Genomic DNA, 13,705 nt, shown 5'->3' on the forward strand with positions numbered 1-13,705 from the left:
GCCCGCGCCTCACGGCCGGACCAGCAGCTGGAAGTCGAACGAGTACCGGGACGCACGGTAGATGTGGGTGCCGTACTCCACCGGACGTCCGGTGTCGTCGTACGCCGTGCGCTGCATGGTGAGCAGGGCGGCGCCCTCCTTCTCGTCGAGCCGGGCGGCCTCCTGGGCGGTGGCCGAGCGGGCGCCGACGGTCTGGCGGGCGCTGTGCAGGGTGATGCCGGCCGTGCGCAGCATCCGGTACAGGCCGGTCGCCTCCAGCCGGGCGCTGTCCAGGTCGAGCAGGCCCGGGGGGAGGTAGTTGCAGAGCAGGGCGACCGGCTGGCCGTGGGTGCGGCGCAGGCGTTCCAGCAGGACCGCCTCGCCGCCGTCGGCCAGCCCCAGGGCGGCCGCCACGCCCGCGGGCGCCGGTACCGTCTCGTTGCGGACCACCAGCGTGGTCGGGCCCTGGCCGGCCGCCTCCAGGTCGTCGTAGAGGCTGCTCAGTTCCAGGGGCCGGCGGACGTGGCTGTGCACCACCTGCGTCCCCACCCCGCGCCGCCGGACGAGCAGTCCCTTGTCGACGAGGGACTGGATGGCCTGACGGACGGTGGGCCGGGACAGGCCCAGCCGTACCGACAGATCCACCTCGTTGCCCAGCAGGTCGCCCGGGGCGAGGACGCCGTGCTCGATCGCCGCCTCCAGCTGTTGCGCCAACTGGTGGTACAGCGGTACCGGACTGCCCCGGTCCAGGGCGAAGTCCAGGGTGCTCAGCGCGGGTCCGGCCGCGGCACGTGTGCGGTCGCCGGTCTTCGCCATGGGGATCTGTCTCCCTCGTAGGAGCGCGGACGGTGCGGGCGGGTCAGAGGTGGCGGCGGCGGCCGGCCACCTGGGTGTCGTACCGCTCACGGGCCAGGGCCGCGGGCTCGCGGGACGCCACCTCGGCCACCGGCACGTCCCACCAGGCCTGAGCCGGGGGAGCGGTCGGCGCCGGGTCGGTCTCGACGTACACACAGACGGGCCGGTCACAGGCGCGTGCCTCGGCCAGCGCGGCCCGCAGTTCGCCCACCGTTCTGGCCCGCAGGACGCGCATGCCGAGGCTGGCCGCGTTCGCGGCGAGGTCGACGGGCAGCGGCGCGCCGGTGAAGGTCCCGTCGGCGGCCCGGTGACGGTAGGCGGTGCCGAAACGCTCGGCGCCCACCGACTCCGACAGGCCGCCGATCGAGGCGTACCCGTGGTTCTGGATCAGGACCAGCTTGACCGGGAGGTTCTCCTGGACGGCCGTGACGATCTCGGTCGGCATCAGCAGATAGGTGCCGTCCCCGACCAGTGCCCAGACCGGGGTGCCGGGAGCCGCCTGCTGGACACCCAGCGAGGCCGGGATCTCGTAGCCCATGCAGGAGTAGCCGTACTCCAGGTGGTACTGGCGGGGGCTGCGCGCGCGCCACAGCTTGTGCAGGTCGCCGGGGAGCGAACCGGCCGCGTTGATCACCACGTCCTCGTCGCCGACGACCGCGTCGAGCGCGCCGACCACCTGTGTCTGCGCCGGTACGGCGCTGTCGTCGTCAGCCCGGTAGGCGCTCTCCACGACCCGCTCCCAGCGCTCCTTGCCGGCCCGGTACTCCGCCTCGTACGCCTCCTCCACGCGGTGTCCGGCCAGCCCTTCGGTGAGCTGCCGCAGACCGGTCCGCGCGTCGCAGACCAGCGTGCGTGCCGCCAGCTTGTGCGCGTCGAAGCCGGTGATGTTGAGGTTGAGGAAGCGGACGTCCGGGTGCTGGAAGAGGGTGCCGGAGGCGGTGGTGAAGTCGGTGTAGCGGGTGCCCACGCCGATCACCAGGTCGGCGGTGCGGGCGAGGTCGTCGCTGACCGCCGTCCCGGTGTGGCCGATGCCGCCGAGGTCGGCGGGGTGGTCGTGGCGCAGGGAGCCCTTGCCGGCCTGGGTGGAGGCGACCGGGATGCCGGTGGCGTCCGCCAGTGCCCGCAGCGACTCCTCGGCCTCGCTGTGGTGGATTCCGCCGCCCGCGACGATCAGCGGCCGCCGTGCCGCCCGTACGGCCGCCACGGCCGCCGACAGCTCCACCGGGTCCGGGGCGGGACGCCGTACGGACCAGACGCGCATCGCGAAGAACTCCTCCGGCCAGTCGTACGCCTCCGCCTGCACGTCCTGCGGCAGGGCCAGGGTGACCGCGCCGGTCTCGGCCGGGTCGGCGAGCACCCGCATCGCGTTCAGGGCGGACGGGATCAGCGCCTCGGGGCGGGTGACGCGGTCGAAGTACCGCGACACCGGCCGCAGTGTGTCGTTGACCGACACATCGGCCTCCACCGGGTGTTCGAGCTGCTGGAGCAGCGGATCCGCGGCGCGCGAGGCGAAGTAGTCGCCGGGCAGCAGGAGTACGGGCAGCCGGTTGATGGTGGCGAGGGCGGCGCCGGTGACCAGGTTGGTCGCGCCGGGGCCGATGGACGTCGTCACCGCCTGCGCGGAGAGCCGGTTCAGGTGACGGGCGTAGCCGACCGCCGCGTGCACCATCGACTGCTCGTTGCGGCCCTGGTGGTACGGCATCACGTCCGCGTGCTCGACGAGCGCCTGTCCGATCCCGGCCACGTTGCCGTGACCGAAGATGCCCCAGGTGCCCGCGATCAGCCGGCGGCGCACGCCGTCGCGCTCGGTGTACTGGACGGACAGGAACCGCACCAGGGCCTGGGCGGTCGTCAGCCGGCGGGTGGTGGCGCTCATGCGGACCTCTCCGGTGCGGTGTAGAGGGGAAGCCGGGGGTCGACGTCCTGGTCCTGCCAGGTGTCGCGGATCCAGGCGTGGTCGGGGTGGTCGCAGATCAGCCAGGCACGTTCGTCCCCGGGGCCCGCCATGACGTTGAGGTAGTACATGTGGTGGCCGGGCACGGCCATGGACGGGCCGTGCCAGCCGTCCGGGATGAGGACGACGTCGCCGCCCCGCACCTCCGCCAGCACATCCGTGTCCCGGCCGGGACCGGACGGGGAGACCCGCTGGTAGCCGAGGCCGGGGGTGGCACCGTGGGCGGCGAACTCGAAGTAGTAGATCTCCTCCAGCACGGACTCCTCGCCCGGCCGGTGCTCGTCGTGCTTGTGCGGCGGGAAGGACGACCAGTTGCCGCCGGGGGTCAGCACCTCCACGGCGATGAGCCGGTCGCACTCGAAGGTGCCTGCCGCGCCGAAGTTGTTGACCTGTCGCGAACAGTTCCCGGTGCCGCGCAGTTCGACGGGCACCTCGGAGGCGGGCCCGTAACGGGCGGGCAGCCGGCGGGTGCACCGGGCGCCGGTGAGCGCGAACCGGCCGCCGCCGGCCGAGGACAGGCTCGCGTGCGCGTCGCGCGGTACGTAGGCGAAGTCGGTCACGCCGTCGAACACGCTCGTGCGGCCGGTGAGTTCGAAGGTGTCGTGGCCGAAGTCGTCGGCCACGGCGACCGTGCAGCCGCCGCTGAGCGGCAGCACGATCCACTCGCTGTCACCGGCGTCGAAGGTGTGCGCGCCGCCCGGCGGCAGCTCCAGGACGCGCAGACTCGAGTAGCCCCAGCCGGCGGACCGCGGGGTCACGTCGACGGCGTAGGGGCCGGCGGGGGCCTGGCCCGCGGGAAGGTGGTACGTCATACGGTGCCTCTCGTCTTCGCGCGGGCTTGTCACAAGAGTCCGGCGGCCGTGTCGACCGCCTTCTCCACACTGCCCTCGGCCGGATAGAGCAGAGAGCGGCCGACGACCATCCCCTGCACGGTGGGCAGCCGCAGCGCCCTGCCCCACCGCTCGTACGCCGCCTCCTGGTCGCTGACCTCGCCGCCGAGCAGCACCACGGGCAGCGTCGAGGCCCGCAGCACCTCCTCCATGTCGTGCACGTCGTCGGTGACCGGGAGTTTCAGCCAGGTGTAGGCGGAGGTGCCGCCCAGTCCGGAGGCGATGGCGATGGACCGCGTGACGGCCTCGGCGGACAGGTCGTTGCGCACCCGGCCGTCCACCCGGCGGGAGATGAAGGGCTCCACGAACACCGGCAGCCGGTGTTCCGCCATGGCGTCGACGGCGCGGGCGGAGGACTCCAGGGTGGTGAGCGACCCGGGGTCGTCGTAGTCGATCCGGACCAGCAGCTTGCCGGCGTCGAAGCCCAGCCGGGCGATGTCCTGCGCGCGGTGGCCGGTGAAGCGGTCGTCCATCTCGAAGGACGCGCCCGCCAGCCCGCCGCGGTTCATCGACCCCATGACGACCTTGTTCTCCAGCGCCCCGAGCAGCAGCAGGTCCTCCAGGATGTCGGCGGTGGCCAGCACCCCGTCCACGCCCGGCCGGGACAGCGCTGTGCAGAGACGTTCCAGCAGATCGGCGCGGTCCGCCATGGCCAGCCGCCGGCCGCCGATGCCGAGCGCACCCCGGGCGGGGTGGTCGGCGGCCACGATCAGGAGCCGGCCGCTGTCGCCGATCAGCGGGCGGCGGGCCCGGCGGGCGGCCGCCTCGGCGACGGCCTCCGGGTTCCGGGCACGGACCGTGGTGAGGTCGGGGATGCTGCGATTCAAGGAAGGGCTCCGTTCAGAACTGGCTCGGCCGGCCCGCCGCGTCCGGCGACGCGGCCCGCGCGAGGAGGTCCGCCACCTCCGGCCCGGTCGGCATGGCGGACGAACAGGCGAGGCGCGAGGCGACGAGGGCGCCGGCGGCGTTGGCGTGGCGCATGGTCCGCTCCAGGTCCCAGCCGGAGAGCAGACCGTGGCAGAGCGAGCCGCCGAAGGCGTCGCCCGCGCCGAGACCGTTGACCACCTCGACCGGCACCGGGGGCACCTCGGCCCGGGTGCCGTCGCGGTGCACGGCGAGCACGCCCCGGGGACCCTGCTTGACCACCGCCAGCTCCACCCCGGCCGCCAGCAGCGCCTCGGCACAGGCCTCCGGTTCACGCACGCCGGTGGCCACCTCGCACTCGTCGAGGTTGCCGACCGCGACCGTGGCGTGGCGCAGCGCCTCGCGGTAGTACGGGCGGGCCTGGTCCGGGTCCCGCCAGAACATGGGGCGCCAGTCCAGGTCGAACACGGTGGTGCCGGCCCTGTCCCGGGCGGCGAGGGCGTCCAGGGTGGCCGAGCGGCTCGGTTCCTCGCTCAGGCCCGTGCCGGTGATCCAGAAGATCCCCGCCGCGCGCACGGCGGGCAGGTCCAGCTCATGGGTGTGGATCTCCAGGTCGGGGGCCTTGGGGCGGCGGTAGAAGTAGAGGGGGAAGTCGTCCGGCGGGAAGATCTCGCAGAACGTGACCGGGGTGGGGTGGGCGGCGACCGGGGTGACCCAGCGGTCGTCGACGCCGAAGTCCTGCAGCGCCTCGTGCAGATAGGTGCCGAAGGGGTCCGCCCCGGTACGGGTGATCACGGCCGTGGAGCGCCCCAGCCGGGCGGCCGCGACAGCGACGTTCGCGGCCGAACCGCCCAGGAATTTCCCGAATGTCTCCACGCGCGACAGCGGCACACCGGTCTGCAGGGGGTAGAGATCGACCCCGATGCGACCCATGGTGATCAGGTCGAAATAATGTGGCGAGTCGGCCATGACGCGATGCTCCTGAAGCCTTGGGGATGCGGGTCCCAGGACGCCCTGCCACGGTGGGGGCGTGGATTCCCGGGACCTGCCGCCTCTCAGGTGTAGGTCTCGGAGGGCGGCGGTGTCAATAGTTTGTACTTACATTCGGACGAGCGAGTGAACAGATGTCTTAACAAAGTATTGACAGCGGCCGTATCTGGGGATTGGATCGCGTCCCAGCACGACAGCCGTGTGCCCCAGCACACACCCGGACTCCCGGGGTCCTGGTCACCGGACCCCCGGACTCCCGCCCTTTCCCCGTGAAGCACAGTGAGGTGCAGGACAGATGGACCGCTCTTCTCTCACCCGCCCCCGCAGAATCGCGTCCTTCGTCGCGGTCGCGGCGGCAGCCGCCCTGACCCTCGCCGGCTGTTCCAGCGGTTCGGGCGGCAAGAAGACCGAGGAAGGCGGAGCCGACGCCTCGGCGGGCAAGGCTTCGACGCCCCGTATGACGGTCGCGCTCGTCACCCACCAGTCCCCGGGTGACACCTTCTGGGACATCGTCCGCAAGGGCGCCCAGGCCGCCGCGGACAAGGACAACGTCAAGCTCGTCTACTCCGCCGACCCCAACGCGGGCAACCAGGCCAACCTGGTGCAGAACGCCATCGACCAGAAGGTCGACGGCATAGCCGTCACCCTCGCCAAGCCGGACGCGCTCAAGAGCGTCATAGCCAAGGCGGAGGCGGCCGGCATCCCGGTCGTCGGCCTCAACTCCGGCGTGAGCGACTGGCAGGACCTCGGCCTGATGTCGTTCTTCGGCCAGGACGAGTCCGTGGCGGGTGAGGCCTTCGGCAAGAAGCTCAACGAGGTCGGCGCCAAGAGCGCCGTCTGTGTCGTCCAGGAGCAGGGCAACGTCGGCCTGACCCAGCGCTGCGACGGCATGGAGAAGACCTTCGAGGGCGAGACCCAGGTCCTCAACGTCAACGGCACGGACATGCCCTCGGTGAAGTCGACGATCACCGCCAAGCTCAAGCAGGACTCCGGCATCGACTACGTCGTCACCCTCGGCGCGCCCTTCGCGCTGACCGCGGTGCAGTCGATCGACGAGTCCGGCAGCAAGGCCAAGGTCGCCACCTTCGACCTCAACAAGGAGCTGACCGGGGCGATCCAGGAGGGCAACATCGAGTTCGCCGTGGACCAGCAGCCCTACCTCCAGGGCTACCTCGCCGTCGACGGCCTGTGGCTCCACAAGAACAACGGCAACTACAGCGGCGGCGGAGAGCAGCCGGTCCTGACCGGTCCGGCGTTCGTCGACACGTCCAACGTCGACGCGGTCTCCGAGTTCGCCGCGAAGGGCACTCGGTGATGACCATGGCACAACAGGCTGAGCCGGCGGTGACCCCACCGCCGGCTCCCGGCCCCAGGGAGAGCGACGGCCGGACGGCCCGGCGCCCGCTGGCGCTGCGCCTGCTCGCCCGGCCCGAGGTCGGGGTGTTCCTCGGCGCCGTGGCCGTGCTGGTGTTCTTCCTGTTCGCCGCCCCGCCGGTGCGCGACGGCAGCTCGATGGCGAACATCCTGTACCAGTCGTCCACCATCGGCATCATGGCGCTCCCCGTGGCCCTGCTGATGATCGGCGGCGAGTTCGACCTCTCGGCCGGTGTCGCCGTCGTGACCTCGGCGCTCACCGCGAGCATGCTCAGCTACCAGCTCACCATGAACGTATGGGTGGGTGTCTTCGCCGCCCTGGCGGTGTCCCTCGCCGTCGGCATGTTCAACGGCTGGATGCTGGTGAAGACCGGACTGCCCAGCTTCCTGGTCACCCTCGGCACCTTCCTGATCCTGCAGGGCGTCAATCTCGCGGTGACCAAGCTGGTCACCGGCAACGTCGCCACCGACAACATCAGCGACATGGACGGCTTCGACCAGGCCAAGGCCCTCTTCGCCTCCAGTTTCGAGGTCGGCGGCGTCCAGGTGAAGATCACCGTCGTCTGGTGGCTGGTCTTCGCGGCCCTGGCCACCTGGGTCCTGCTGCGCACCAAGTACGGCAACTGGATCTTCGCGGTCGGCGGCAACAAGGACAGCGCCCGCGCGGTCGGCGTCCCCGTCACCTTCACCAAGATCTCGCTGTTCATGCTGGTCGGCTTCGGCGCCTGGTTCGTCGGCATGCACAACCTGTTCTCCTTCAACACCGTGCAGTCCGGCGAGGGCGTGGGCCAGGAGCTCATCTACATCGCCGCGGCGGTGATCGGCGGCTGTCTGCTGACCGGCGGCTACGGCTCCGCCATCGGCCCGGTCTTCGGCGCCTTCATGTTCGGCATGGTGCAGCAGGGCATCGTCTACGCCGGCTGGAACCCCGACTGGTTCAAGGCCTTCCTCGGCGTGATGCTGCTCGGCGCCGTCCTCATCAATCTGTGGGTCCAGCGCACGGCGACCCGGAGGTGACCGCAATGACCGACAAGACGACCTCCGCCCACGGGGCCGCCCTCAAGGACACCCCGCCGGACGGCGACCGGCCCCTGGTGGAACTGCGCGGGGCGGGCAAGGCCTACGGCAACATCCGCGCCCTGCACGGCGTCGGCCTCACCGTCCACCCCTCCAAGGTGACCTGCGTCCTCGGCGACAACGGCGCCGGCAAGTCCACCCTCATCAAGATCATCTCTGGGCTGCACCAGCACACCGAGGGCGAGTTCCTCGTCGACGGCGCCCCCGTCCGGTTCTCCAGCCCGCGCGACGCCCTCGCCAAGGGCATCGCCACCGTCTACCAGGACCTCGCGGTCGTGCCGCTGATGCCGGTATGGCGGAACTTCTTCCTCGGCTCCGAGATGACCAGGGGCCCCTGGCCGCTGCGCCGTCTCGACATCGCCCGGATGAAGAAGACGGCCGACGAGGAACTGCGCAACATGGGCATCGTCCTGGACGACCTGGAACAGCCCATCGGCACCCTCTCCGGCGGCCAGCGCCAGTGCGTCGCCATCGCCCGCGCCGTCTACTTCGGCGCCCGCGTCCTCATCCTCGACGAGCCCACCGCGGCCCTCGGCGTCAAGCAGTCCGGCGTGGTCCTCAAGTACATCGCGATGGCCCGCGACCGCGGCCTCGGCGTCATCTTCATCACCCACAACCCGCACCACGCCTACATGGTCGGTGACCACTTCAGCGTGTTGCGCCTGGGCACCATGGAACTCAGCGCCGACCGCGGCGAGGTCAGCCTCGAGGAACTGACCAACCACATGGCAGGCGGCGCCGAACTGGCCGCCCTGAAGCACGAACTGTCGCAGGTCCGCGGCGTCGACACCGAGGAGCTTCCCGAGGAGGACGCTCTCCAGGCCGCCGCGGCAACCCCGGAAGGAAAGCCCTGACATGGCAGTCGCCCTCGACCGCATCCGGGTCGGTTCCGCCCCTGACTCCTGGGGCGTCTGGTTCCCCGACGACCCGCAGCAGGTGCCCTGGCAGCGCTTCCTCGACGAGGTCGCCGAAGCCGGCTACTCCTGGATCGAACTCGGCCCCTACGGCTACCTCCCGACCGACCCGGCCCGCCTCACCGACGAGGTGGACCGGCGCGGCCTCAGGGTCTCCGCCGGCACCATCTTCTGCGGCCTGCACCGCGGCCCGTCCGAATGGGACGCCACCTGGGAACAGGTCTCCCGCGTCGCCGCGCTCACCCGTGACATGAACGCCGAGCACCTCGTCGTCATCCCCTCCTTCTGGCGCGACGACAGGACCGCCGAGATCCTGGAACCCCCGGAGCTCACCACCGAGCAGTGGGGCCACCTCAGCAAGGGCATGGAACGCCTCGGCCGCGAGGTGAAGGAGACGTACGGGCTCGACATCGTCGTCCACCCGCACGCCGACACCCACATCGACACCGAGGAGCACGTCGAGCGCTTCCTCGACTCGACCGACTCCTCCCTGGTCAACCTCTGCCTGGACACCGGCCACTACGCCTACTGCGGCGGCGACAGCGTCAAACTCATCGAGACCTACGGCGAACGCATCGGCTACCTGCACCTCAAGCAGGTCGACCCGGACATCCTCGCCGACGTCGTGAAGAACCAGATCCCGTTCGGCCCCGCCGTCCAGCGCGGAGTGATGTGCGAACCGCCCGCCGGCGTCCCCGACCTCGGCCCGGTCCTCACGGCCGCCCAGAAACTGGACGTGGACCTGTTCGCCATCGTCGAGCAGGACATGTACCCGTGCGAGCCGGACAAGCCGCTGCCGATCGCCGTACGCACCCGAGCGTTCCTCCGCTCCTGCGGCGCCTGACGACCGGCGAAGGGGAGGCGAGAGACATGAACCGGCACGAGCCACTGCGCGTCGCCGTCATCGGCACCGGCCGTATGGGCGCCGACCATGTACGCCGCATCGACCGGGTCATCAGCGGCGCGCGGGTCACCGCCGTCGTGGACCTCGACGCCGGACGGGCCAAGGCCCTCGCCGCGGACATCGACGGCTGCACCGCCCACACCGACCCGGCCGCCGCGATGGCGGCGGCCGACGTCGACGCCGTCGTCATCGCCTCCCCGGGACCGGCCCACGAGGCCGCCCTGCTCACCGCGTTCGAGCACGACCTGCCCGTCCTGTGCGAGAAGCCGCTCACCCCGGACGCGGCCTCCGCGCTGCGCGTCATGGAAGCCGAACAGGCCCTCGGCCACCGCCGGGTGCAGGTCGGCTTCATGCGGCGCTACGACACCGAGTACGTACGCCTCAAAGCGCTGCTCGAGAGCGGCCGGCTGGGCCGCCCCCTGATGCTGCACAACCGGCACCGCAACGTGGCCAGCCCGCCGTTCTTCACCAGCTCCATGCTCATCAGCGATTCCGTGGCCCACGAGGTGGACGCCACCCGCTGGCTCCTCGGCCACGAGATCAGCGCCGTGACGGTGCTGCGCCCCACGGCGTCCGCCGGCGCCCCCGAGGGACTCACCGACCCGCAGTTCGTCGTCCTGGAGACCGACGGCGGCGCGATCTCCGACGTGGAGATCTTCGTCAACTGCGGTTTCGGCTACCAGGTCCAGGCGGAGGCCGTCTGCGAACGCGGCACCGCCCGCATCGGCGACGGCCACTCCCTGGTGACCCACACGGCCGGCCGCTGGGGCGGCACCATCACCCAGGACTGGAGCGACCGCTTCGCCCAGGCCTACGACGACGAGATCCAGACCTGGGTCGACACCACCCGCCGCGGCGGTGTCACCGGGCCCGGCACCTGGGACGGCTACGCCGCGGCGGCCGTCTGCGAGGCCGGAGTGCGCGCGCTCGAGGACGGCGGCCGGGTGACGGTCGACCTGGTGGAGAAGCCGGCGCTGTACCGGTGACCCACGCGTGCGTACGGCCGTCCCCTCGAAGGCCGGCCGTACGCGCGAGGTCAGCCGAGCGTGGTGCGCGGGCGCGGGCCGAGCCCGGCCGCCTCGTAGCAGGCGTCGATCAGCCGCATCGTCGTCACCGCGTCGTCCGGGTCCAGCGGAAGCGGAGCCCCCTCGCGCACGCGGGCGGCGAACGCCTCCAGCTGGTACGTGTACGACGAGCGGGTGCCGAGGTGTTCCGTGCGTTCGCCGTCCCCGGTGCGGATCACGACGCGGTCGTCCGCCTGCGGGAGCACGAAGTTCGGGGCCGTCGCCTCACCCAGGCTGCCGGTCAGCCGGATGCTCATCTCCAGCCCGTCGTGCGCCATGTGACAGCGGGCGGCGCCCGTCGCACCGCCGGGATACTCCAGCCCGGCGTCCAGCCACTCGTCGACGCCCGGCGCCCCCGCCCGCTCACCGGCCCGCGCGGAGCGCAGCCGCGGGGCGCCGCCCGCCCAGGGGGCCAGCATGCGCAGGGCGTGCAGGCCGTAGCAGCCGAGGTCCATCAGCGCGCCGCCGGCCAGCGGCAGCGACCAGCGGGGGTCGGTGGTCTCCGGGGCCGGGATCGCCACCACGGCCTCCGCGTGGCGGAGCTCGCCGAGCTCACCGGAGGCCAGCAGCTCGTGCAGCCGCCGGGTGACCGGATGGAAGAGGTAGTGGAACGCCTCCATGAAGACGGTGCCGGACTTCGCGGCCGCCTCCCGCACCTCCACCGCCTCCGCCGCGTTGCTCGCCGACGGCTTCTCCGACAGGACGTGCTTGCCCGCCGCCAGCGCCGCCAGGTTCCACGGCCCGTGCAGACCGTTGGCGAGCGGGTTGTAGACCACCTCGACCTCGGGGTCGGCCAGCAGTTCGGCGTAGGAGCCGTGGGTCCGCTCCACGCCGTGCGCGGCGGCGAAGCCCTCCGCGCGGGAGCGGTCGCGGGCGGCTACCGCGACCAGGCGGTGCCCGCCCGCCAGGGCCGGGGCGATGAGGGAGCGCTCGGTGATCCGCGCGGCTCCCAGGATTCCGATGCGCAGTGGTTCCCGGCCGGACTGGCTCATGCCTGCCGTACCTCCTCGATGGTGACGGGACGGTGCTCGTGCAGGGACAGTGTGCACGCCTCGGCGATCCAGCCCGCCTCCAGGGCGTCGGCGATGGTGCACGGCGAGGGGCGGGAGCCCGCCACGACCTCGGTGAAGGCCGTCAGCTCGGCACGGTAGGCGGCGGTGAAGCGGTCCATGAAGAAGTCGTGCGGGGTGCCTCCGGGGAAGGCCACGCCCGGCTCCACCGACCGCAGCGGAAGCTTCTCCTCCAGGCCCACCGCGATGGAGTCGCGGAAGCCGTGCAGCTCCATACGGACGTCGTAACCCCGCGCGTTGTGACGGCTGTTGGAGACCACCGCGAGGGTGCCGTCGTCCAGGGTGAGCACCGCGCCGGTGGTGTCGGCGTCACCGGCCTCCCTGATGTAGCCGGCACCCCGGTTGCCGCCGGCCGCGTACACCTCCCGCACCTCCCGGCCGGTCACCCAGCGGATGATGTCGAAGTCGTGCACCGAGCAGTCCCGGAAGATGCCCCCGGAGGCGGCGATGTACGCGGCCGGCGGCGGCGCCGGGTCCAGCGTGGTCGAGCGCACGGTGTGCAGGGTGCCCAGCTCCCCGCTCCGTACGGCGGCCCGCGCGGCGGTGAATCCCGCGTCGAAGCGGCGGTTGAAACCGATCTGCACCGGCACGTCCCGCCCGCCGACGGCCTTCAGCACCTCGACGCCCTCGGCCATGGTGCGGGCCACCGGCTTCTCGCAGAAGACGGGCACGCCCGCCTCCACGCAGGCCAGGATCAGCGCCGGGTGGGCATCGGTCGCGGCGGCCACGACCACACCGTCCACGCCGGCCGCGAGCAGCGCCTCGGGGGAGTCCGCCACCTCGGCGCCGAACCGCTCGGCGGCGGCCTTCGCGGCGTCCGCGAACGGGTCCGAGACGACGAGCGACCCGACGGCTCCGAGCCCGGACAGGGTCTCGGCGTGGAAGGCGCCGATACGGCCGAGGCCGAGGATTCCGATACGCATGGGGGCTGTGCTCCTTCGGTGCGGTGCGGTGCGGTGCGGACGAGCAGGGCCGAGGGGGGGTGGTTCAATCGAGGCCGCCGAGGACGTTCTGGTCCCAGTCGATCACGGACCCGGTGACCACCCCGGAACGGTCGGAGAGCAGCAGGACCACGAAGTCGGCGATCTCCTCCGGCCGGCCCAGCCTCCCCATCGGCAGCCGTGCGCCGGCCTGTTCGCGCCAGTCGTCACCGGCGGCGTGGAAGGTGCGCTGAGTGGCGTCCTCGCCCTCGGTGGCGGTCCAGCCGATGTTCAGGCCGTTGATGCGGATCCGGTCCCAGCGGTGCGCGTGCGCCGCGTTCCGGGTCAGGCCGGTCAGCCCGGCCTTGGCGGCGACGTACGGCGCCAGGAACGGCTGCCCGCCGTGCGCCGACGAGGTGATGACGTTGACGATCGTGCCGGGCTCCCCGCGCCGCACCATGTCCGCGACGGCGGCCTGCATGGCGAAGAACGGCGCCTTGAGGTTGATCGCGATGTGCTGGTCGAACAGCTCGGGGGTGGTGTCCAGCAGCGTCCCGCGCGAGGTCAGCCCGGCGGAGTTCACCAGACAGTCGACCCGCCCGTACGCCTCCACCACCCGGGCGACCGAGGCGCGGGCCTGGCCGGCGTCCGCCAGGTCGGCCCGTACGAACATCGCCTTGCCGCCGTCCCCGGTCAGCTCGGCGACCAGCGCCTGCCCCGGTTCCGGGCGCCGTCCGCTCACGGCCACGACCGCCCCCTGGCGTACCGCGGCCCGCGCGACGGCGGCCCCGACGCCCTGGGTGCCGCCGTTGACGAGAACGACCTTGTCGTCGAGAAGTCCCATGATGTC

General features: G+C 72.0%; 13 protein-coding genes. 5 read left to right on the forward strand and 8 right to left on the reverse strand.

The window, feature by feature from the left end:
- Positions 1–9: 9 nt before the first annotated feature.
- The 5 genes from HTV45_RS05955 to iolC are packed head-to-tail and all read right to left on the reverse strand — an operon-like array spanning position 10 to position 5,511.
- Entirely contained in the window at positions 10–795 is a 786-nt protein-coding gene (locus tag HTV45_RS05955; protein ID WP_215204547.1) for a GntR family transcriptional regulator, read from the reverse strand.
- Positions 796–838: 43 nt separating this feature from the next.
- Positions 839–2,710, reverse strand: a complete 1,872-nt coding sequence (iolD, locus tag HTV45_RS05960; protein ID WP_215204548.1) for a 3D-(3,5/4)-trihydroxycyclohexane-1,2-dione acylhydrolase (decyclizing) — start codon at positions 2,708–2,710, stop codon at positions 839–841.
- Positions 2,707–3,600 carry a 5-deoxy-glucuronate isomerase gene (iolB, locus tag HTV45_RS05965; RefSeq protein ID WP_215204549.1) on the reverse strand — a complete coding sequence of 298 codons (894 nt, stop codon included), beginning with the start codon at positions 3,598–3,600 and terminating at the stop codon, positions 2,707–2,709. Before iolB ends, iolD begins: the two co-directional genes overlap by 4 nt.
- Before the next feature lie 29 nt (positions 3,601–3,629).
- Positions 3,630–4,505: a deoxyribose-phosphate aldolase gene (locus tag HTV45_RS05970; RefSeq protein ID WP_215204550.1), complete on the reverse strand. Its 876-nt coding sequence runs from the start codon at positions 4,503–4,505 to the stop codon at positions 3,630–3,632.
- A 13-nt stretch (positions 4,506–4,518) separates the two neighbouring features.
- Positions 4,519–5,511: a 5-dehydro-2-deoxygluconokinase gene (gene iolC / locus HTV45_RS05975; protein WP_215204551.1), complete on the reverse strand. Its 993-nt coding sequence runs from the start codon at positions 5,509–5,511 to the stop codon at positions 4,519–4,521.
- Positions 5,512–5,827: 316 nt separating this feature from the next.
- Here iolC and HTV45_RS05980 point away from each other — a divergent pair, with 316 nt between their 5' ends.
- The 5 genes from HTV45_RS05980 to HTV45_RS06000 are packed head-to-tail and all read left to right on the forward strand — an operon-like array spanning position 5,828 to position 10,787.
- Positions 5,828–6,847, forward strand: a complete 1,020-nt coding sequence (locus HTV45_RS05980) for a sugar ABC transporter substrate-binding protein (protein ID WP_215204552.1) — start codon at positions 5,828–5,830, stop codon at positions 6,845–6,847.
- A complete protein-coding gene (locus HTV45_RS05985) occupies positions 6,847–7,923 on the forward strand; it encodes an ABC transporter permease (protein WP_215204553.1) in 1,077 nt (358 codons plus the stop codon). The genes HTV45_RS05980 and HTV45_RS05985 overlap by 1 nt, the downstream gene beginning before the upstream one ends.
- A gap of 5 nt (positions 7,924–7,928) precedes the next feature.
- Entirely contained in the window at positions 7,929–8,837 is a 909-nt protein-coding gene (locus HTV45_RS05990; protein ID WP_215204554.1) for an ATP-binding cassette domain-containing protein, read from the forward strand.
- 1 nt (position 8,838) lies between these two features.
- The gene (locus tag HTV45_RS05995; RefSeq protein ID WP_215204555.1) at positions 8,839–9,741 is read left to right on the forward strand and encodes a sugar phosphate isomerase/epimerase; all 903 of its coding nucleotides are present in this window, start codon (positions 8,839–8,841) and stop codon (positions 9,739–9,741) included.
- Positions 9,742–9,767: 26 nt separating this feature from the next.
- On the forward strand, positions 9,768–10,787 hold the full coding sequence (locus tag HTV45_RS06000; RefSeq protein ID WP_215204556.1) for a Gfo/Idh/MocA family protein: 1,020 nt from the start codon (positions 9,768–9,770) through the stop codon (positions 10,785–10,787).
- Positions 10,788–10,837: 50 nt separating this feature from the next.
- Here HTV45_RS06000 and HTV45_RS06005 read toward each other — a convergent pair whose 3' ends face one another.
- From HTV45_RS06005 to HTV45_RS06015, 3 genes are all read right to left on the reverse strand, one after another.
- A complete protein-coding gene (locus tag HTV45_RS06005) occupies positions 10,838–11,857 on the reverse strand; it encodes a Gfo/Idh/MocA family protein (protein WP_215204557.1) in 1,020 nt (339 codons plus the stop codon).
- Complete coding sequence (locus HTV45_RS06010; RefSeq protein WP_215204558.1) at positions 11,854–12,858, reverse strand: Gfo/Idh/MocA family oxidoreductase; 1,005 nt, start codon at positions 12,856–12,858, stop codon at positions 11,854–11,856. Before HTV45_RS06010 ends, HTV45_RS06005 begins: the two co-directional genes overlap by 4 nt.
- 64 nt (positions 12,859–12,922) lie before the next feature.
- Entirely contained in the window at positions 12,923–13,699 is a 777-nt protein-coding gene (locus tag HTV45_RS06015) for an SDR family oxidoreductase (protein WP_215204559.1), read from the reverse strand.
- Positions 13,700–13,705 lie beyond the last annotated feature (6 nt).

The sequence above is a fragment of the Streptomyces sp. CHD11 genome (assembly GCF_018638295.1).
GTDB lineage: Bacteria > Actinomycetota > Actinomycetes > Streptomycetales > Streptomycetaceae > Streptomyces.